19 protein-coding genes are annotated in these 19364 nt (G+C 64.7%); 10 read left to right on the top strand and 9 right to left on the bottom strand.

The genetic code is table 11. The features are described 5' to 3' along the window. The first annotated feature begins 21 nt into the window (after positions 1-21). Positions 22-672: a glutathione S-transferase family protein gene (locus N539_RS0110245; RefSeq protein WP_028970179.1), complete on the top strand. Its 651-nt coding sequence runs from the start codon at positions 22-24 to the stop codon at positions 670-672. Positions 673-727: 55 nt separating this feature from the next. On the opposite strand, the gene N539_RS17860 is transcribed toward N539_RS0110245, so the two are convergent. The 4 genes from N539_RS17860 to rpsF all read right to left on the bottom strand — a co-directional run bounded on the left by N539_RS17860 (position 728) and on the right by rpsF (position 2758). Then, positions 728-1276: a hypothetical protein gene (locus N539_RS17860; protein WP_028970180.1), complete on the bottom strand. Its 549-nt coding sequence runs from the start codon at positions 1274-1276 to the stop codon at positions 728-730. A 166-nt stretch (positions 1277-1442) separates the two neighbouring features. Continuing rightward, complete coding sequence (gene rplI / locus N539_RS16605; RefSeq protein ID WP_051531727.1) at positions 1443-2120, bottom strand: 50S ribosomal protein L9; 678 nt, start codon at positions 2118-2120, stop codon at positions 1443-1445. Between the two features lie 12 nt (positions 2121-2132). Further along, the gene (gene rpsR / locus N539_RS0110260) at positions 2133-2357 is read right to left on the bottom strand and encodes a 30S ribosomal protein S18 (RefSeq protein ID WP_028970181.1); all 225 of its coding nucleotides are present in this window, start codon (positions 2355-2357) and stop codon (positions 2133-2135) included. Continuing rightward, entirely contained in the window at positions 2357-2758 is a 402-nt protein-coding gene (gene rpsF / locus N539_RS0110265) for a 30S ribosomal protein S6 (protein ID WP_028970182.1), read from the bottom strand. Before rpsF ends, rpsR begins: the two co-directional genes overlap by 1 nt. Positions 2759-2962: 204 nt before the next feature. On the opposite strand from rpsF, the gene N539_RS16610 reads away from it, so the two are divergent. Further along, entirely contained in the window at positions 2963-3442 is a 480-nt protein-coding gene (locus N539_RS16610; RefSeq protein ID WP_051531728.1) for an OsmC family protein, read from the top strand. A gap of 55 nt (positions 3443-3497) precedes the next feature. Continuing rightward, a complete protein-coding gene (locus N539_RS0110275; RefSeq protein WP_028970183.1) occupies positions 3498-4673 on the top strand; it encodes an aromatic ring-hydroxylating oxygenase subunit alpha in 1176 nt (391 codons plus the stop codon). Here N539_RS0110275 and N539_RS0110280 read toward each other — a convergent pair. Then, positions 4600-5964 carry an amino acid permease gene (locus N539_RS0110280; protein WP_051531729.1) on the bottom strand — a complete coding sequence of 455 codons (1365 nt, stop codon included), beginning with the start codon at positions 5962-5964 and terminating at the stop codon, positions 4600-4602. The two genes, N539_RS0110275 and N539_RS0110280, sit on opposite strands and share 74 nt — an antisense overlap. 67 nt (positions 5965-6031) lie before the next feature. Next, complete coding sequence (locus tag N539_RS0110285) at positions 6032-7333, bottom strand: APC family permease (RefSeq protein ID WP_028970185.1); 1302 nt, start codon at positions 7331-7333, stop codon at positions 6032-6034. A 76-nt stretch (positions 7334-7409) separates the two neighbouring features. On the opposite strand from N539_RS0110285, the gene fabD reads away from it, so the two are divergent. The 4 genes from fabD (at position 7410) to dnaJ (ending at position 12343) form a co-directional block, all read left to right on the top strand. After that, positions 7410-8348, top strand: a complete 939-nt coding sequence (gene fabD, locus N539_RS0110290) for an ACP S-malonyltransferase (protein WP_028970186.1) — start codon at positions 7410-7412, stop codon at positions 8346-8348. Continuing rightward, positions 8348-9088: a 3-oxoacyl-[acyl-carrier-protein] reductase gene (gene fabG, locus N539_RS0110295; protein ID WP_028970187.1), complete on the top strand. Its 741-nt coding sequence runs from the start codon at positions 8348-8350 to the stop codon at positions 9086-9088. Before fabD ends, fabG begins: the two co-directional genes overlap by 1 nt. A gap of 137 nt (positions 9089-9225) precedes the next feature. Next, positions 9226-11163, top strand: a complete 1938-nt coding sequence (gene dnaK, locus N539_RS0110300) for a molecular chaperone DnaK (protein WP_028970188.1) — start codon at positions 9226-9228, stop codon at positions 11161-11163. Positions 11164-11227: 64 nt separating this feature from the next. Beyond that, complete coding sequence (gene dnaJ / locus N539_RS0110305) at positions 11228-12343, top strand: molecular chaperone DnaJ (protein ID WP_028970189.1); 1116 nt, start codon at positions 11228-11230, stop codon at positions 12341-12343. Here the strand turns inward: dnaJ and N539_RS0110310 are convergent. After that, a complete protein-coding gene (locus tag N539_RS0110310) occupies positions 12340-13194 on the bottom strand; it encodes a hypothetical protein (protein WP_028970190.1) in 855 nt (284 codons plus the stop codon). The genes dnaJ and N539_RS0110310 overlap by 4 nt on opposite strands. Positions 13195-13276: 82 nt before the next feature. Continuing rightward, positions 13277-14602 carry an adenylosuccinate lyase gene (gene purB / locus N539_RS0110315; protein ID WP_028970191.1) on the bottom strand — a complete coding sequence of 442 codons (1326 nt, stop codon included), beginning with the start codon at positions 14600-14602 and terminating at the stop codon, positions 13277-13279. Positions 14603-14671: 69 nt separating this feature from the next. Between purB and N539_RS0110320 the strand changes: the two genes are divergently transcribed. The 3 genes from N539_RS0110320 to N539_RS17865 all read left to right on the top strand — a co-directional run bounded on the left by N539_RS0110320 (position 14672) and on the right by N539_RS17865 (position 18664). Next, positions 14672-15205, top strand: coding sequence for an RNA polymerase sigma factor (locus tag N539_RS0110320; RefSeq protein WP_156029888.1), 534 nt, complete (start codon positions 14672-14674; stop codon positions 15203-15205). A 681-nt stretch (positions 15206-15886) separates the two neighbouring features. Then, positions 15887-17590 carry a vWA domain-containing protein gene (locus N539_RS0110325; protein WP_231463014.1) on the top strand — a complete coding sequence of 568 codons (1704 nt, stop codon included), beginning with the start codon at positions 15887-15889 and terminating at the stop codon, positions 17588-17590. A gap of 84 nt (positions 17591-17674) precedes the next feature. Next, positions 17675-18664 (top strand): hypothetical protein, encoded by a 990-nt coding sequence (locus N539_RS17865; RefSeq protein WP_051531730.1) that lies wholly within the window; start codon positions 17675-17677, stop codon positions 18662-18664. Here N539_RS17865 and radC read toward each other — a convergent pair. Then, on the bottom strand, positions 18661-19359 hold the full coding sequence (gene radC / locus N539_RS0110335; protein ID WP_028970194.1) for a RadC family protein: 699 nt from the start codon (positions 19357-19359) through the stop codon (positions 18661-18663). The two genes, N539_RS17865 and radC, sit on opposite strands and share 4 nt — an antisense overlap. Positions 19360-19364: the final 5 nt, after the last annotated feature.

Raw genomic sequence — 19364 nt, forward strand, 5'->3', positions numbered from 1 at the left:
CCGCATACGGGGAGGGCAGTCGTGATTCTCTATGGTTCGTCACTGTCGCCGTACGTGCGCAAGGTCCTCGCCTTTGCGCACGAAAAAGGCGTCGAGCTGGAGGTGCAGCCGGTCGCGCCCGGCGATCCCGATCCCGGCTTCCGGGCGGCAAGCCCGTTCGGGAAGATGCCCGGCTTTCGCGACGGCGATTACGCGCTCTCCGATTCCAGCGCGATCATCCATTATCTCGAGGCGAAATTCCCGCAGCCGGCACTGATCCCGGCGGAGGCCAAGGCCAAAGGGAGGACGATCTGGTTCGAGGAGTTCGCGGACACGATCCTCGTCTCGTGCGGTGCCAAGATATTCTTCAACCTGATTGTCGCGCCCCGCTTCCTTGGCCGCCCGGGCGACCCGGAAGCCGCGCGCCAGGCCGAGCTCAACGACCTTCCGCCGATCCTCGACTATCTCGAGCGCGCCGTCCCCGACGGTGACGGTTATTTGGTCGGGGATTCGCTGACGCTCGCGGACCTTGCGGTCGCCGGTCCCTTCGCAAATTTCCGGCACACCAATACGCGCGTCGATCCACGGCGCTACCCGCGGACCGTTGCGTACGTTGACCGCATCCTGTCGCGGTCGAGCTTCGCGCCCTGGATTGAGCGCGAGACCGCATTCCTGGCGCGCGAGCCGGCATAGAAAAAGCCGCGCCCCGAACCGGAGCGCGGCTTAGCTTGAACAGGCTGGCGATAGGCTAGAAGGAGCTGCCCTGGCCGCCGCCCGTGTCGTCGCTGTCCGACTCGTTGGTTTCCTCGTCGGTGGCGCCGCGGCCCTGGTTGGCGAAGTCGGTACCGCCGGTCGCACCGGCGCCGGAGGAGCCGGTCGTGCCGTCCTGGATCAGATCGTCCGACCCACCGGTTCCCTGCGAGCCGATGAAGCCTTCACCAGTCGAGCCGGAGGCGCCGCCGCCGCTGGCCGTGGTTCCAGCGCCGGAACCCTGGTTGCTGGTCAGCGTGTCCGAGCCGCCGCTCGACTGGGTCTGACCGCTGGAGCTCTGTCCGCCGCTGCCCAGATCACTCTGGCCGGACGACTGATTGTCCTGCGACCCTAAGCCGGAGCTCGAGCCTTCACCGCTCATCGTCTGCTGCGAGCCGAGCCCGTCAGCTTGCTGGCCCTGCTGTGCCTGGCCGAACTCACTTTGCTGGCCCCGTTGCCCGGTCGGCTGCTGATTCTGCCGATCGGTTGGTTGCTGGCCGCTGCTGCCTTCTTCGTCGAATTGCTCTTCGTCGCGTTCGTTAGCCATGCTGTTACTCCTCACATAGCCCCCGCTGAGCTCTGACCGCTAAACAAGGGTGGGCGAGGAACCGTTCCCAGCGTCGGACGAGCTTTGCGACGAACCGCTCGGCGCACGAAAAAACGGCCGCCGGTCGATGACCAGCGGCCGTTGTTTTCCTCGATGATCGAGAAGCTTAACCTTCCGGCTGTTCGGCTTGGTCGGACGCCGCCTCGGGCGCTTCAGCGGCGGCTTCGGTCGTGTCCTCGACAGCAGCTTCGGCGGCTTCCGAGGCAGCTTCGGTCGTGTCCTCGACAGGAGCTTCGGCTTCTTCCGCGACGGGCTCGAGTTCCTCGGTGACTGGCGCCGCCTCATCCTCGAACATCTGCTGCAGGACGTCGACGCCCTGCGCCTGCAGGTCGGCCTCCTCGGGTGAGCGCGCGACGTTTACTTTGACCGAGACCGAGACCTCGGGATGAAGCGCGATCCTCACATCGTGCACTCCGATCGCCTTGATCGGACGGTCGAGCACGACCTGGCTCTTGGCGACATGGGCGCCGACGCCTTCAAGGGCTTCGGCGATGTCGCGGGCGGAGACCGACCCGTAGAGATGGCCGACGTTCGAGGCCTGACGGATCAGTTGGATGGTCTTGCCGTCGACGCCCTTCGAAGCCTGTTCGGCATCGCCGCGCTTCGTGGCATTCTCTTCCTCGATCCGGGCGCGGTTCGTCTCGAACAGCTTGCGGTTGGATTCGTTGGCGCGGAGCGCCTTCTTGTTCGGCAGCAAATAGTTGCGGGCGAAGCCGTTCTTCACCTTCACCACGTCGCCGATTGCGCCGAGCTTCTCGACACGCTCCAGCAGGATAACTTCCATGGCGAGCGCTCCTTACTTCACGATGTAGGGAAGCAGGCCGATGTGGCGGGCGCGCTTGACGGCGCGGGCCAGCTCACGCTGCTTCTTGGAGGAGACGGCGGTGATCCGCGACGGGACGATCTTGCCCCGCTCGGACACAAAGCCCTGGAGCAGCCGCACGTCCTTGTAGTCGATGCGCGGCGCATCCTTGCCCGAGAACGGGCAGGACTTGCGGCGGCGGAAGAAAGCGCGGGCCATTATTCGACCTCCTCTTCACGGGCGCGAAAGTTGGGGCGGTCGTCGCGGTCGCCGCGATCCGAGCGCGAACGCTCCTTGTCGCCGCGGCGCATCATCGCCGAGGGGCCCTTTTCATGCTCGTCGACCCGGATGGTGAGGAAGCGGATCACGTCCTCGTTGATGTTCGACTGGCGTTCGAGCTCGGCGATCGCCGCCGGCGGGCCGTCGATGTCGAGCATCACGTAATGCGCCTTGCGGTTCTTCGCGATGCGGTAGGCGATGCTGCGAAGGCCCCAGGTCTCGGTCTTGGCGATCTTCCCGCCATTGTCCTGGATGATGTTGGTGGCGTTTTCCGCGAGCGCGTCGACCTGGGCCTGAGCCAGATCCTGACGCGCGAGGAAAACATGCTCGTAGAGCGGCATGCTTCACGTCTTTCTTTTGGCCGATCGCTGACGCCGCCCAGTGCGACGTCCCTCCGGCTGTCTTCCAAAAAGTACAGGCGCGGGGCAGGGCCACGCGCCAGCGGCCTGCCTATGGCGAAATAGCCGCCGAAAAGCAAGGCGATGCAAAAGCCCTTGTCGCAGCCGGGCAAACGTGCGGGAGCTTCGCCACGAAGAGGTGAGATCATGCTCGACGCTGAGGATGCGGTGGTTGCGACGGCCACCGGCGCAGGCAAATTCCAGGTTCGTATCGAGACAGGAGAGCACAGCTTCCTGATGGATGAACCGGTGGGCTACGGCGGCCTGTCGTCAGGGCCCAGCCCGTTCGACATGCTCGGCGCCGCGCTCGGCGCCTGCACCCTAATGACGATGAGGCTCTACGCGGAGCGCAAGGGCTGGGTCGTCGACGGACTCAGCGTCCGTGTCACCCATCGAAAGGCGTCGCCCGAGGCGCGCGACCAGTTCGAACGGCTGATCCATTTTCAGGGGGTCACGGATGAGCAACGCGAGAAGCTGCTGAGCATCGCCGAGCGGTGTCCCGTCCATTTGCTGCTCGAGCGCGGCGCCGATGTCACGACAAGCGATACCGATGCCGAGCTGCCAGGAGCCGAAGGCGGCGGGCTGCACGAGCAGGTGATCGACGAGCTGTGCACCAAGGCCGCTTAAGACAAACGCGCATTTTGATTGCCCGAACCAGCCCCGGCGTGGCAAATCGCGAGTCATGGCGACGCGACTGAAATCGATTGAGCCGGGCGCTGACCCGCTGGATGACCAGAGCCTGCCTGGCTGGCTTTACCACGATCCCGAATTCCTGGAGGCGGAGAAGGTGGCGTTCTTGCGCGCCGCACCGCAAATCGTTTGCCATGAGAGCGAAATTCGCGAGCCGGGCGAGTGGCGCACGCTGGAGTATCTCGGCGAAAGCGTGATCGTCATTCGCGGCGACGACGGCCAAATCCGCGCCTTCGCCAACGTCTGCCGGCATCGCGGCTCGCGCGTGGTCGACGGCGCCGCGGGCTGCGACAAAGTGCTGACCTGTCCCTACCACGCGTGGAGCTATGCCCGCGACGGGCGGCTGGTCGGCGTCCCGCACCGCAGCGAATATCCGGGCCTGCGGACGGAAGATCTGGGGCTTACCCCGCTTCCGCTCGAAAATTGGCACGGATTCCTGTTCGTCGCGCTCGAACCCGGCAGTCCCTCGGTCGCGGAGATGATGGCTCCGTACGAGCACGAGGTCGAGCCTTACCGCTTCGAGGATCTGCGGGTACTCGGCCGCGTCACGGTCCGGTCTCGGCAGCTCAACTGGAAGACGCTGTGCGACAATTATTCCGACCATTTGCACATCCCGGTCGGGCATCCCGGGCTGACCCGCCTGTTCGGCAAGAGCTATCGGATCGAAGCCCGGCCGCACGTCGACAAGATGGAAGGGGACCTGGTCGACAGGGTCTCGCTGAACCCCTCGGAGCGCGCGTACCAGAGGTGGCTTCCGAAGGTTGCAGCCCTGCCAGAGAGCCACCAGCGCAAGTGGCTCTATTATAAGCTGTTTCCGAACATCGCCTTTGACATCTACCCTGACCAGGTCGACTTCATGCAGTTTATCCCGCAGACCTCGACCACGACGATGATCCGCGAGATCAGCTATGCGCTTCCCGACGACCGGCGCGAGATGAAGGCGGTTCGATACCTCAATTGGCGCATCAACCGCCGGGTCAACGCCGAGGACACCGAGTTGATCACGCGAGTGCAGCTCGGAATGCAGTCGCCGAGCTATAAAGCGGGGCCGCTGGGGACGAGTGAAGTGTGCCTGCGAAGCTTTTCGAAGAAGCTCAGGCGGATGATCCCGGAGGCGCGGCTGGACTCGCCGCCGCCGGCCGGCTGGAGCCGGCTCGCGAACGCATGACCAGATAGACCGGGATGCCGGTCGCCAGGAGCACCAAGCCCCACGCCGTGGCTTCCAGGCCCGCGCCGTAGAGGGTCCACAGCGCATAAACCGTCCCGACGACCGTCACCACGGTCATGAAACCGCGTGGCAATCGGCCGAGCGCAGTCAGCCGCAAGGCCGCGCCTGCCGCGGCGAGGTAAAGCACCAGTGTCGCGACCGTCGCGACGAGGATGATGAATCCATAAAGCTCGGTCAGGCCCCGCGTGTAGTTTGAGGCGATCAGGACAACCGACAAAACCGCGCTTAGGATCAATCCCTGCGCCGGCATGCCGCGGCCGTTCAGCTTGGCAAACCATTTCGGGAATACTCCGCGTTCGGCGAGCGCGAGCGGAACGTCGCCGGCGATCAGGACCCAGCCGTTGAGGGCGCCGAGGCAGGAAATGGCCGCGAACACGACGACCAGCGTACCGGCGACCGGCCCCCAGTAGCGGCTTGCAAGGTCTGCGAACGGCGCGCTCGACTTCGCCGTGATGTCGCTGGGCAGCAGCAAATAAATCGACGCGAATGCCGTAAAATAGATGACACCGACCAGCAGCGTTCCGATGATCGTCGCGCGCGGAATGTTGCGCTCTGGGTCGCGCACTCGCTGCGCCGGGATCGCTGCGCATTCGAAGCCCAGCATCGCCCACAGGGTCAGGGCCGCCGCGCCGGAAATGCCGTTGAAGCTCACCGGCGTCGGGGCCGCCGGCGCCGCATGACCGCCGCCGCCGAACACCACCAGCGCAATCACTACGGCGGCGATCAACGGAAGGACCTTGAGCATGCTGGTGACGACCTGAACGCTGCCGGCCGTCCGCGCGCCGCTGAGCACAACGGCGGTGAACACGATAACCCAGCCTATCGCGGCGAGCGCCGCGACGCCAGTATGGGCGAACGCGGCTGGCGCTAGCGAGCTGAGATAGCTGACGGCGGCGATCGAGATGGCCGCGTTGGTCACCCAGGCCGCGATCCAATAGGCCCACATCACGAAGAAGGCGGGCGGTTCGCCGAGCGCCGTGCGCACATAATCATAGGGACCAGCGGCCTGCGGCATCGCCCGCGCCAGCATCGCGAATACCGCAGCAATGCAGATCGAGCCGCCGATCGTGAAGATCCAGCCGATGATCGCGTTGAGCCCGAACGGCGCAAGGTTGGCCGGCAACAGGAAGATGCCCGAGCCGATCATGTTGCCCACGACGAGCGCCAGCGCGATTGCAAAGCCGAGCTGGCGCGGCGGCGATGTCGGCTGCTGGACCAATGGCTCGTTCACTGGTCGGCGGGTGTTGCAGCTTATCGGGGCCCGTGCAATCCGCGCCTCGCAGGCCAGCTGCGCAAGCTCATTCCACCGGAGCGGCTGGCGCAAGCTCCGCCGGTGGGCTGGTCCAGGGCTTCCTGATCAGGAAGATCACGCCGCCAAGCACCACCAAGCCGAGCGAGAGCAGGAAAGCCTCCAGTCCCGATCCGTAGAAGGCGAACAGGACGAAGGCGAGGCCGATCACGCAAGCGACCGTCGTCAGCGGCTTTCTGTCCTTGATCATCGCAGCGATCGCCGCCGCCGAGTAAAGGTAGAGAACCGCATCGGCCGCGAAGAGTGTCATGAAGGTAAATAGCTGCGCCGTTCCCTTGGCTGCATTGAGCCCGAGCAGAATGCATCCAAGACCGGCGCTCGCCAGCTGCGCCGCATAAGGCGCGTTGAAGCGATTGGTGCGCCCGAAATATCGCGGCATGTCGCCACGAAGGCCCATCGAAAAGAGCATTTCGCCGGTGCCCAAAAGGGCGACGTTCAACGCTCCGAAGGCGCTGACCGCCATCGCAACGGCCGCAAGCAAGGCCGCGCCCTCACCACCGTAGCGGCCGATTGCGTCGGGGAACGGCGCGACCGACCCGGCGATGGTGGCATTGGGAATGATCAAGCTTAGTGCGAGTGTCGACAGCAGATAGCCGATGGCGATGATTGCCAGACCTATCACTAGCGCTCGGGCCAAATTGCGTTCCGGATCGCGGATCTTGCCAACCGGCGCCAGTGAGAATTCGAAGCCGGTGAGCGCCCACAGGCACAGCGCCGATGCCGTTGCGATATTGGCGAACGACGGGGCGGGAACGTCGATCTTCTGGAGCGGTTCGCCGCCGAAACCCAACGCCGCAGCGATCACGACCACCGCGACGAGTGGCAGGGTTTTGATCAACACAGTGACGAAATTCAGCTCTCCTGCTGCCTTGATCCCTCGCATGTTGACGAGCGTGACGATCAGCATGAACAAGAACGACACCGCGACCAGATGACCGGCAAGTCCCGGAAAGATGCGGCCGAGTGCAGCTGCCGTGGCGAGTGCCACCGCGGGGTTCCCGATCCATGACGAATTCCAGGTCATCCAGGTGACGAGGAATCCGGCCGTCGGGCCGAGCTCATGCTCGACATACGCCTGGAGCCCTCCTCCCTCGGCGCTGACGATCCGCGACGCGCAATAGGCCAGCGCCATCACGCCGATGCCGCTGATCAACCAGCCGATCGGAACGCTCGCGCCGAGTGGGGCTAGTGCGACCGGAAGATAAAAGATGCCGGAGCCGACAACCCCGCCAACGACGAGCGCGAGAGTCATCCACGGGCCGAGCAATCGAGCTTCGCGGTCCTTGCTCATGTATCCCCTCCCGCCTTGGCAATGGCGGCGCGGCGGCCTAGTCGCCCCCGCGGTTCATAACTGAACAGGGGCAATGATGCGCGCATTCCTTTTTCCGGGGCAGGGCAGTCAGGCGGTGGGCATGGGCGCCGCCCTCGCCGAGGCGAGCCGAACCGCGCACGACGTTTTCCACGAGGTCGACGAGGCACTCGGTCAAAATCTGTTCCGGCTGATGCGCGAAGGGCCGGAGGAGGAGCTCAAGCTCACCGAGAATGCGCAGCCGGCGATCATGGCGCATTCGCTCGCCGTCTTCCGCGCGCTGACCAAGGACGGCGGAGTCGATCTCACGAAAGCGGCAAACTTTGTCGCCGGTCACAGCCTGGGAGAATATTCGGCGCTGTGCGCGGCAGGGTCGTTCGACCTCGCGACGACCGCGAAGCTGCTCAAGTTGCGTGGCCAGGCGATGCAGCAGGCGGTGCCGGTCGGGGTCGGCGCAATGGCGGCGCTCCTTGGCGCCGATCTGGCCCTCGCCCGGAGAATCGCCGAGGCCGCGGCGCAAGGCGAAGTGTGCACGGTCGCCAACGACAACGACCCGACGCAGGTCGTCATCTCTGGCCACAAGGGCGCGATCGACCGCGCCATCGAGCTCGCCAAGGAGATGGGGGCGAAGCGCGCGATCCCGCTGCCCGTCTCGGCGCCGTTCCACTGCGCGCTGATGCAGCCCGCTGCCGAGGCGATGCGCGATGCTTTGGGGTACGTTGTTGTGAAGGCACCTGCCGTGCCCCTGTATGCCAACGTCACTGCCCAGCCCGAGACGGACCCGGACACGATCCGCAACCAACTCGTCGAGCAGGTGACGGCCATGGTCCGCTGGCGCGAGAGCATCGCCAACATGTCCGCGGCGGGGGTCGACGAATTCGTCGAGCTCGGCGGCAAGGTGCTTGGGGGCATGGTCAAGCGCATTGCCCCGGACTCGAAAGTCACGAGCGTGGTGACAATTGAAGACGTGGAAGCGCTGGCGAAGGAGATCGCGTGATGTTCGACCTCTCTAGCATGACCGCGCTCGTCACCGGTGCATCCGGCGGACTCGGAAGCTCGATCGCCAAGACATTGGCGGCGCAGGGCGCGCGGCTCGCAGTGTCGGGAAGCAATGTCGACAAGCTGGAGGCTTTCCGCGCCTCACTCGGCGGCGATCACGTGGCGTTGCCGTGCAACCTCTCCGACGGCGCCGCGGTCGATCGGCTCGTCCCGCAGGCGGTCGAAGCGCTCGGCGGCAAGCTCGACATCCTCGTCAACAATGCAGGAGTCACGCGCGACAACCTGTTGATGCGGATGAAGGACGAGGAGTTCGAGGAGGTCATCCGGATCAATCTGGAAGCCGCGTTCCGGCTGATGCGCGCGGCTGCGCGGCCGATGATGAAGGCGCGGTTCGGGCGCATTATCTCGATCACCTCGGTCGTGGGCGTGACCGGCAACCCGGGCCAGGCGAATTACGTCGCCTCCAAGGCGGGCCTGATAGGCATGACCAAAGCGGTCGCGCAGGAGCTCGCCAGCAGAGGCATTACGGTCAACGCGGTCGCCCCCGGTTTCATGGCGTCGGCCATGACCGATGCCCTCAACGATCAGCAGCGGACAAGCATCCTTTCGAGGATTCCGTTGGGGGCAATGGGCTCGGGCGACGACATCGGCGCGGCGGTCGTCTACCTCGCCAGCCGCGAGGCCGGGTACGTCACCGGGCAGACGCTGAACGTGAACGGCGGGATGGTGATGCCCTAAAGGAGCTGCGCGCGGCGGTTAACCCTCTCTTACCACGCTCCTTGTCGCTCCATGCATCGCACCTATATCCGGCCATGAAATTCAACATTTCGGCCGCCTGACGGGGCCGATTGGGGCTGAAGAGAGAGGGATAAAACATGGCCAAGGTCATTGGCATCGACTTGGGCACGACCAACAGCTGCGTCGCTGTGATGGAAGGCGGCAAGCCGAAGGTCATCGAAAATAGCGAAGGCGCGCGCACGACGCCTTCGGTGGTCGCCTTCACCAAGGATGGTGAGCGGCTGATCGGCCAGCCGGCGAAGCGCCAGGCGGTCACCAATCCGGACAATACGATTTTCGCGGTGAAGCGCCTGATTGGCCGTCGTTTCGACGATCCGATCACCAAGAAGGACACCGAGCTTGTCCCGTACAAGATCGTCAAGGGTCCCAATGGCGACGCGTGGGTCAACGCCGGCGGCAAGGACTATAGTCCGTCGCAGATTTCCGCCTTCATCCTCCAGAAGATGAAGGAAACCGCGGAGGCCTATCTCGGCGAGACCGTCACCCAGGCGGTGATCACCGTTCCCGCATACTTCAACGACGCCCAGCGCCAGGCGACCAAGGATGCCGGCCAGATCGCCGGCCTCGAAGTCCTGCGCATCATCAATGAGCCGACCGCCGCGGCGCTCGCCTACGGGCTGGAGAAGGAAGACGGCAAGACCATCTCCGTTTACGATCTTGGCGGCGGCACCTTCGACGTCTCGGTGCTCGAGATCGGCGACGGCGTGTTTGAGGTGAAGTCGACCAACGGCGACACCTTCCTCGGCGGCGAGGATTTCGACGCGAAGATCGTCAATTGGCTCGCCGACAAGTTCAAGGAGAAGGAGGGCATCGACCTCCGCACCGACCGGCTCGCGCTGCAGCGGCTCAAGGAAGCCGCCGAGAAGGCCAAGATCGAATTGTCATCGGCCCAGACGACCGAGATCAACCAGCCGTTCATCACTGCGCGCATGGAAGGTGGGGCGACGACACCGCTCCACCTCGTCGTTACGCTGACCCGCGCGGAGCTCGACAAGCTAGTGATGCCTCTCGTCGATCGCACGATTGAGCCGTGCCGGAAGGCGCTGAAGGATGCGGGACTCGATATTAAGGGCATCGCCGACGTCGTGCTCGTTGGCGGCCAGACCCGCATGCCGCTGGTGCGCGAAAAGGTGAAGGAGTTCTTCGGCCGCGAACCGCACACCGGGGTCAATCCCGACGAGGTCGTCGCGATGGGTGCGGCGATCCAGGCCGGCGTGTTGCAGGGCGACGTCAAGGACGTGCTGCTGCTCGACGTGACCCCGCTGTCGCTGGGCATCGAGACGCTGGGCGGCGTGTTCACGCGGATGATCGACCGCAATACGACCATCCCGACCAAGAAGAGCCAGGTCTTTTCGACCGCCGAGGACAATCAGAACGCGGTGACGATCCGAGTCTTCCAGGGCGAGCGCGAGATGGCGGCGGACAATAAGATCCTCGGCCAGTTCGACTTGGTCGGCATTCCCCCGGCGCCGCGCGGCGTGCCGCAGATCGAAGTCACCTTCGACATCGACGCCAACGGCATCGTCAACGTCTCCGCCAAGGACAAGGGGACTGGCAAGGAACAGCAGATCCGTATCCAGGCATCGGGTGGCCTGGCCGATGCCGACATCGAAAAGATGGTCCAGGAAGCCGAGCAGTTCGCCGAGGAAGACAAGAAGCGGCGCGCCGCCGCCGAGGCGAAGAACAACGCCGAAAGCCTCATGCACTCGACCGAGCAGCAGCTCGCCGAGCATGGCGACAAGGTCTCTGCCGACATCAAGTCGGAGATTGAGACCGCACTCGCCGAGGCCAAGACGGCAGTCGAAAGCGGTGATGCCGACGAAATGCAGCAGAAGACGGCGGCGCTGACTCAAGCGGCGATGAAGCTCGGTGAAGCCATGTACAAGGCTCAGCAAGCTGAAACGGGCGCTGCCGGCGATGCCGATGCCGGTGCTTCCGAAGCGAGCGAGGAGCAGCCTCAGGAGGAGGTCGTCGATGCGGAATTCTCCGAGGTCGATGACGAGAACAAGGGCTGATGATCGGGTGGGCGCCGGGACCGTGGGGGAACCGGTGCCGAGTAAGGCGTAGCGGGGAGCCGTGATGGTCGAGCAAGACTATTACGAATTGCTGGGTATTCAGCGTGGATCGGACGACGCAGCGATCAAGGCTGCCTATCGCCGCATGGCGAAGGAATGCCATCCTGATCGCCACAACGGCTGCCGCGACCAGGAAGCGCGCTTCAAGGCGATCAGTGAAGCCTATGACGTGCTCAAGGACCCGCAGAAGCGGGCGGCCTACGATCGCTTCGGCCATGCCGCCTTCCGCAACGGCGGCGGTCCCGACCCGTTCGCCGAGGGCGGGTTCAACGGCTTCTCGGACATTTTCTCGACCATCTTCGGCGAGTTCATGGACCCGCGCGGCGCGCGCCAGAACGCCGCCCGCGGGGCGGACTTGCGCTACGACCTTGAGCTTACATTCGAGGAAGCTTTCATCGGGGTCGAGAAGACCATCGCGGTCGAGGCGCTCGCCCGCTGCGAGGCGTGCAGCGGCCGCGGCTGCACCAACGCCGACCATTGCGCCGACGCCTGCCAGACCTGCGGCGGAATGGGGAAGGTGCGGGCGCAGCAGGGCTTCTTCGTCGTCGAACGCGGTTGCCCCACGTGCCGTGGATCGGGCGAGGTGATCAGCGATCCCTGCGCCAACTGCCACGGCGAGGGCCGGGCGATGACCCAGCGCAAGCTTTCGGTCAAAATCCCGGCCGGCGTGGATGAAGGCACCCGCATTCGGGTGGCCGGCGAAGGCGAGGCGGGGGTCCGCGGCGCGTCCAGCGGCGACCTTTACCTGTTCATCCACATGAAGCGCCACGCCATCTACGCGCGCGAAGGAACGACGCTCATCGCCGATTGCCCGGTAAGCTTTACGACGGCAGCGCTGGGCGGTGCAATCAACCTTCCCGGCGTCGATGGGCAGAAGGTCGAGATCAAGATTCCGGCCGGGGTCCAGTCGGGCGAGCAGCTTCGCCATCGCGGTTCGGGAATGAGCGTGCTCAACAGCCGCGGCCGCGGCGACCTGGTCGCCCGCATCCTGGTCGAGACGCCGACGCGCATGAGCAAGGAGCAGAAGCGCCTGCTCGAGGAGTTTCGCGCAACCGAGACCGGTGACGAATGCCCGGCGGCCAAGGGCTTCTTCAGCCGCGTGCGGGAAATGTTCGGCTAGCCGGCCGCCCGAAGGCGGTCGATTTCGAGCCGCATCGCGAACAATTGCGCGAACAATTCTGCCGCGGCATGCACTTCGAGATTCGGCTCGCGCGCCCGTCGGTGGTCGCAACGGAATTCACCGCCAGCGAAAGGAACCCGCATCACGGCGCGGACGCCCGCGTCGCGAAGCGAGTTCATGTTGCCTGAGCGCATTAGCGCCGCATCGATCGCTTTATCGTTGGGCTCGCGCGGGAACACCGCCACCGATTGCGCTTCAGTATCACCGATCAGCATCGGCAGGCTCGCTTGCGGTTCGGCCGGCGCGGGATAGTTGCCGCGGCTGCTTTCAGCGCGGCGGTCGCCGAGGAACAGGGTGACGCGGTCGTATCCGGTCAGCGCGCGCATGCGCCGCGCGCCGCCTTCGAGCAGCGCATCGCCGTGGACGTCGGAAAGGCCTTCGATCAATCCGCCGATGGTGCCGAAAGCCTGGCCGAAGCCCTCGCTCGCGCAAGGCACGGCTTCAAGCAACACGCGGCCCCCGGATAGCTGGAAGGCGACGTCGTACAGGTCGCGGTCGCGGTCGTCGGTCAGCCGAACCCCATAGGCACGAGCGATGCCAGTGGAACCGCTGAGCCGGGAGAACAGGTTGCGAAGGTCGTGCAGCGCCTGCGCCTGGACGAAATTCCCCAGCGGCTCGTCAATCAAAGTGACGTGCGATTGACCGAGAAGATGGTGGATGTTTTCGGATGCGCGGCAAACGATCCAGTCCAGTGACAGCTCGAGGAGATAGGCGCCGGCGTGGATGCCCGCGCCCTCGCCCGGCCGCGAATCGGCGGTCGCTTGCTGGCGCAGTTCCTGAACGGTCTCCATCGCCCCCGACCTTTACGAACGATAAGGCAGCATAGCCGACTTTTGCTGCCCCGCATCCCGAAAATTGGTTTGCAGGAAGCGCTTAAGCGGCCGGCCCGAACACCCGGTCGAAAACCGCGTCGACGTGCTTTAGGTGATAATCGAGGTTGAACAGCTGCTCGAGCTGGTCGTGCGGCAAGCGTTGCGAAACGTCGAGGTCGTCCTTGAGCAGATCGAGCAGCGATAGTTTGCCGTCCGACTCCCACACCTTCATCGCATTGCGCTGGACGAGCGCATAGGATTCCTCGCGGCTGAGGCCGGCCTGGGTCAGCGCGAGCAGCACCCGTTGCGAGTGAATCAGCCCGCCCATGCGGTCGAGATTTTTCTGCATCCGCTCGGGATAAATCAGGAGCTTGTCGACCACGCCAGTCAAGCGCGCGAGCGCGAAATCGAGGGTGATCGTCGCGTCCGGGCCGATGAAGCGCTCGACCGATGAGTGCGAAATGTCGCGCTCGTGCCAAAGCGCGACATTCTCCATCGCCGGCAGCGCGTAGCTGCGGATCATGCGGGCGAGACCCGTCAAATTTTCGGTCAGCACGGGATTGCGCTTGTGCGGCATCGCCGAGCTGCCCTTTTGCCCCGGCGAGAAATATTCTTCCGCCTCGAGCACTTCGGTGCGCTGGAGGTGGCGGATCTCGGTCGCCAGCCGCTCGATCGACGAGGCGATGACGCCCAGCGTCGCGAAGAACATGGCGTGACGGTCGCGCGGGATGACCTGCGTGGACACCGGCTCCGCCGTCAGCCCGAGCGCGGCCGCGACATGCTCCTCGACGGAGGGCGGGACATTGGCGAAAGTCCCGACCGCTCCCGAGATCGCACAGGTCGCGACATCGTCGCGCGCCGCGATCAGCCGCTCGCGGTTGCGCGCGAACTCGGCATAGGCCTGGGCAAGCTTCAATCCGAACGTCGTCGGCTCGGCATGAATGCCGTGGCTGCGGCCGATCGTCGGCGTCAGTTTATGTTCCTGCGCGCGGCGCTTCAGGACCACGAGCAACGCGTCGATGTCGGTGATCAGCAGCTCCGCCGCTTGCTTGAGCTGTACGGCGAGCGCGGTGTCGAGGACGTCGGAGCTGGTCATGCCCTGGTGCAACCAGCGCTTCTCCGGGCCGAGCTTCTCGCCGGCCCAGGTCAGGAAGGCGATCACGTCATGCTTGGTGACCGCCTCGATCCGGTCGATCGCGTCGATGTCGATATGTCCAAGCACGTCCGAATCATAAGCGGCGCGGATCGTCGCGGCGTCGTCGGCCGGGATCATGCCGATCTTGCCCATCGCCTCGGCCGCGAACACCTCGATCTGCCACCAGATGCGGTAGCGGTTTTCGGCCGACCAAATGGCCGACATCTCGGGGCGCGAATAGCGGGGGACCATAAGCCGAGCGGCTAGCAGAGCCGTTGCCGGGCTTCAAATCACGACGCGCGCGGGTAATGACTCGCGGCGATGGGGGATATCGGCGACGATCCGGATGCTGGGCTTGTCGCTGCTGCGCGCGCCGGCAACCGCGATGCCTTCGAAAAACTGCTGCGCACCCATTACGATCGCGTCCACGGGTTCGCCTGGCAGCTGACCGGGTCGCGCGCCGACGCCGACGATATCGCGCAGGACGTATGCTGCACTTTCGTCGAAAAGATTGGCGGCTTCCGCGGAGATGCCAAATTCTCGACCTGGCTCATCGGCATCACCTTCAACGCCTGCCGCGATTTCAAGCGCCGCCGCCGCTCGTTCCTCGGGCTCACCGAGAAGCTCACCGTCTTGGCCGGGCTGACCGCGCCAAAGGACGGCCGCGATCTCTATGACGCCATTTGGGTCCGGAGCGCGATCGCGAAACTGAAGCCAGTTTACCGCGAAACGGTCGTCCTCGTCGCCGGCCAGCAGCTCACTCACGCCGAGGCGGCGGCAATCCTCGGTATCGCCGAAGCGACGGTGTCATGGCGCATGAGCGAAGTACGGCGGATGCTCTCGGCGGGCGATTGAGGCGAAAGCTCCGTCCATTGGGAGCGGCCAATGTCTGAAATGGGTGGAAAGCGGACATTAGCCATTCAACGCTAAGCGGGGCATGGCCAATCACTTGCTCGAAAGGGCTGATCAAATGACGCCACGATTTGGAGTCACGCAGTGGCCGGCAATCACGTTTCTCGCGCTTGGGGGTTGCCAAGCCGAATGTGGTCGTGATGTCTCAGGATGCAACGAACTTTGGAACTACCACGAAAACTCGCTCCTTGGGGTATATTACTCTCGCCTCGAGAACCGAACTCACGGCCGAACTTTCTTGTACTTTCCCAATGTCGACGACGATGGGCTCGATATCATTGCTCTTCCCTTAGAAGGTAGAAATCGCGGCTATGGGGTCGTGTTTGCCAACTCGAATGTGCCGCCGCGCGATAAAGGCATGGGAGAGCCGTTTGTCCTATCGCAAGAGACCCTTCGACAAATACGGAGCGGCACTAAGCTCACGAAAGAAGTCGACGCATTTCTGAGCGATGTGGCTAGCCGGACCGACGCTAATGAGCCTCCTTAAGAGTTAGCGGTCATTCGAAATTCGGCAGCGCGAAAGCGGCCATCAAAGAAATTCTCACAACCTCCCAAGGAAATCCTCCGTCCGCGCGTCGAAGGGACATGCGGGCGATCCTGCCCGCGGTTTGGAAGGGGGTCGTCATGCTCCGCTTTAATCGCTCACTGGGCTCCGTCCTGGCGGCAGTGTTCGTCGTGTCCTGCTCGAATTCCGGCGTCGAGGAGGGGGCCGGGGCGCCGCCCGTCACGACCGCAAACGCGCCGAAGACAACCAACGAGATCGTCGTCACCGGCGGCTTGGCGGTCCGGATGGAGAAGCGTTCCGCGGATTCGCTGTCATACTCGCCATCGGCGCCTCCACCTCCGCCCGGACTCTACGCACAGAGAGACCCGAAGTGGGTACCAGCGTATCACGACCAGGGCAGAGACAAGTTTACCGCGACCGCCGAGAACCCGTTCAAGGTGGTGCGCGAAGACCCGGTATCGACCTTCTCGATCGACGTGGACACCGCCTCTTATTCCTGGATACGCGCCTCGTTGAACCAGAATGTGCTGCCACAGCCGGCGGCGGTGCGGACCGAGGAAATGGTCAACTACTTCCCCTACGACTACGCGACGCCGAAGAGCACCGCGCAGCCCTTCACCACCAACGTCGCGGTGATGCCGTCGCCGTGGTCCACGGGCCGCGAGCTCGTCCGCATCGGCATCAAGGGCTACGACATTCGCCGCGCCACGCGGCCGCACGCCAACCTCGTCTTCCTGATCGACACGTCGGGGTCGATGCAGGAGCCGAACAAGCTTCCGCTGGTCAAGCAATCGCTGGCGATGCTGCTGAACGAGCTCGACGGCAACGACCGCGTCGCCATCGTCACTTATGCCGGAACCGCCGGAACCGCCCTCGAGCCCACCCCGGCAAGCCAGAAGCAGAAGATCCTCTCGGTGATCGACCAGCTCGGAGCCGGCGGAAGCACCGCGGGCGCCGAGGGTATCCGCCAGGCCTACAACCTCGCCGAATCAAATCTCGACCGCGAAGGCGTCAATCGCGTGATCCTGGCGACGGACGGCGACTTCAATGTCGGCATCACCAATCAGGACGAGCTCAAGGGCTATATCGAGCGCGAGCGGGGCAAGGGCGTGTTCCTGTCGGTGCTCGGCTATGGGATGGGCAATTACAATGACGCGTTGATGCAGACGCTGGCCCAGAACGGCAACGGCGCCGCGGCCTATGTCGACACTTTGTCGGAGGCGCGGAAGATTCTCGTCGACGAAGCGAGCTCGACGCTGTTCCCGATCGCCAAGGACGTGAAGATCCAGGTCGAGTTCAACCCGGCCACCGTCTCCGAATATCGGCTGATCGGCTACGAGACGCGGATGCTCAACCGCGACGACTTCGACAACGACAAGGTCGATGCCGGTGACGTCGGGTCCGGCCAGACGGTTACCGCGTTGTACGAAGTGGTCCCGGTTGGCGGGCCGCGCGCGATCGGCGACCTGCGCTATTCCAAGCCCACGGCCGTTCCCTCGCGCGGCGGCGAACTGGGCTTCGTGAAGATCCGCTACAAATTGCCCAAGTCTGACGTCAGCCGGCTGATCTCGACCCCGATCAATCAGGGCAGCGCCTTCCGCCGCTTCGAAGATGCGCCGCAGGACGCGCGCTTCGCCGTCGGGGTCGCGGCCTTTGCCGAGCTGTTGCGGGGCGGCAAGTATAGCGGGACGATCAGCTATGACGACGTGCTGAGGATCGCCGCCGCGGCGCGCGGACGCGACGAGTTCGGCTATCGCAATGAGTTCGTCCAGCTCGTCCGCGCGGCGAAGAGCGCCCGGACGATAGCGTCCCTCGGGGAGTAGGGACGGGGTGGCCGTCGCTGCTGCCCCCACGGCGGCGGCCGCTCTCTTCGACGTTGCGGCGACATGCCGCTATGAGGTCTTGCGATGCCTGCCGAACGTGATTCCGCGCTGTTGCCCAACCCACCGCCACCGCGGCCGGCGGCGCGCGACGCGGCAATCGCCGCAGCCATGCGCCGCTTCGATGGCGTGGAAGACAAGCCGGCGGCGTCCGCGCCGAGGTCTTTGCACTGGACCCGCAAGCCGCAGTTCGGAGTGCTGGTGACCGCCGCGCTGGTCGCGGTGTTGGGTATTCCCGCCGCCCTCATCGCGCTTCGCAGCGACGATCTCCGCCCGCGGCCCCAATCGTCAGTGCCCGCGCCATCCGTGACGGCGGTCCGCCGGACCAGCGTTGCGCCGACACTGCCGCCGGAAGCGCCCGTCACTCGCCTTACCGAAGAGCCGTCGGTTGCGCCTCCCGTTCATCACCGCGACGTCGCCGTCACCGAAAGCCGCGACAGACAAGAGATCGGTGCGGCCGCGAGCAATGAAGAAGCGTTGGAAGAGGCGCCAGAACCTCGGGCGATGATAGCCGCGCCCGTCGCGGCACCGCCGCCGCCTCCGCCTCCCGCCCCGGCTTTGGCGCAGAACCGCGCCGGCCAGGCGGTGGCGGACGAACTCGTGGTTACGGGCTCGCTGATGCGCGCACCGCCCGTGGAAAAATCAAAGAGGGCGCGCGCGGAAGGGGGGTATGCGCCGATCGCGCCCGATTGGGTGCTTAAGGATCGCGCCTACGCTGCGTTCCTTACCGGCCTGCAGGCGGCCGTCCGGGCGAATGATCGAGACGCGGTGATTCGACTGGTCGCTTTTCCGCTGCGGGTGAATTCCAATGGCCGCAGCCAGCTCTATCGCGATGCGGATTCGGTCCGGCGCGATTACGGCAAGATTTTCACGCCGCGGGTCACGGGTGCGATCGTCAGCCAACGGTTCGATCGGCTGTTCGTCCGTGACCAGGGTCTCATGATCGGCGACGGCCAGGTGTGGTTCGACCATGTCTCGCCGTCCGGACCGGTGCGCATCCGCGCGATCAATCCCTAGATCAGCCCCATCGCCCGCATGCTGGTGCGCCCTTGCGCGCCGACGATGACGTGGTCGTGAACCGAAATCTTCATGTGGCGGCCGGCGTCGACCAGGTCGCGGGTGAGGCGAATGTCCTGCTGGCTTGGGCTGGCATCGCCGCTCGGGTGATTGTGGACGATGATCAGCGCCGTCGCGCCGAGCGCAATCGCGCGGGCAATGACCTCGCGGACGTGGACCGAGGCTTCGTCGACCGAGCCCTGCCACAAAGCCTCGTTCGCGATCAGCGTGTTCTTGGCATTGAGGAAGAGGATGCGGACTTCCTCGGTTCGGCGATGGGCCATGGCCGCGTGGAGGTAGTCGCCGAGCGCCTCCCAGCTAGACAGTACGGGCTGGCCCTCGATCCTCGCTTCCAGCATGCGAAGCGCGGTCGCTTCAGCGATTTTCAGTGCAGCGACGGTGGAATCGGTCAGGCCTTCGTTTCGAAGCGTTTCGGCGCGGGCGGAGAGCAGCGGACCAATCCCACCGAAATCCTGAAGCAGGCGCTTGGCCAGCGGCTTGGTGTCGACGCGCGGGATGGTGAGCGCGAGGAGGTATTCGATCAACTCATAATCGAGAAAGCCAGCGGGACCGCCGTCAAGGAGCCGCCGCCGCAGTCGCCCGCGATGCCCGCCGGTCGTATCGGTTTCTTCCTGGCTACTCGCGCGACCGTTCATGCCGC

This window comes from Sphingomonas sp. URHD0057 (assembly GCF_000620665.1).
Classification (GTDB): domain Bacteria; phylum Pseudomonadota; class Alphaproteobacteria; order Sphingomonadales; family Sphingomonadaceae; genus Sphingomicrobium.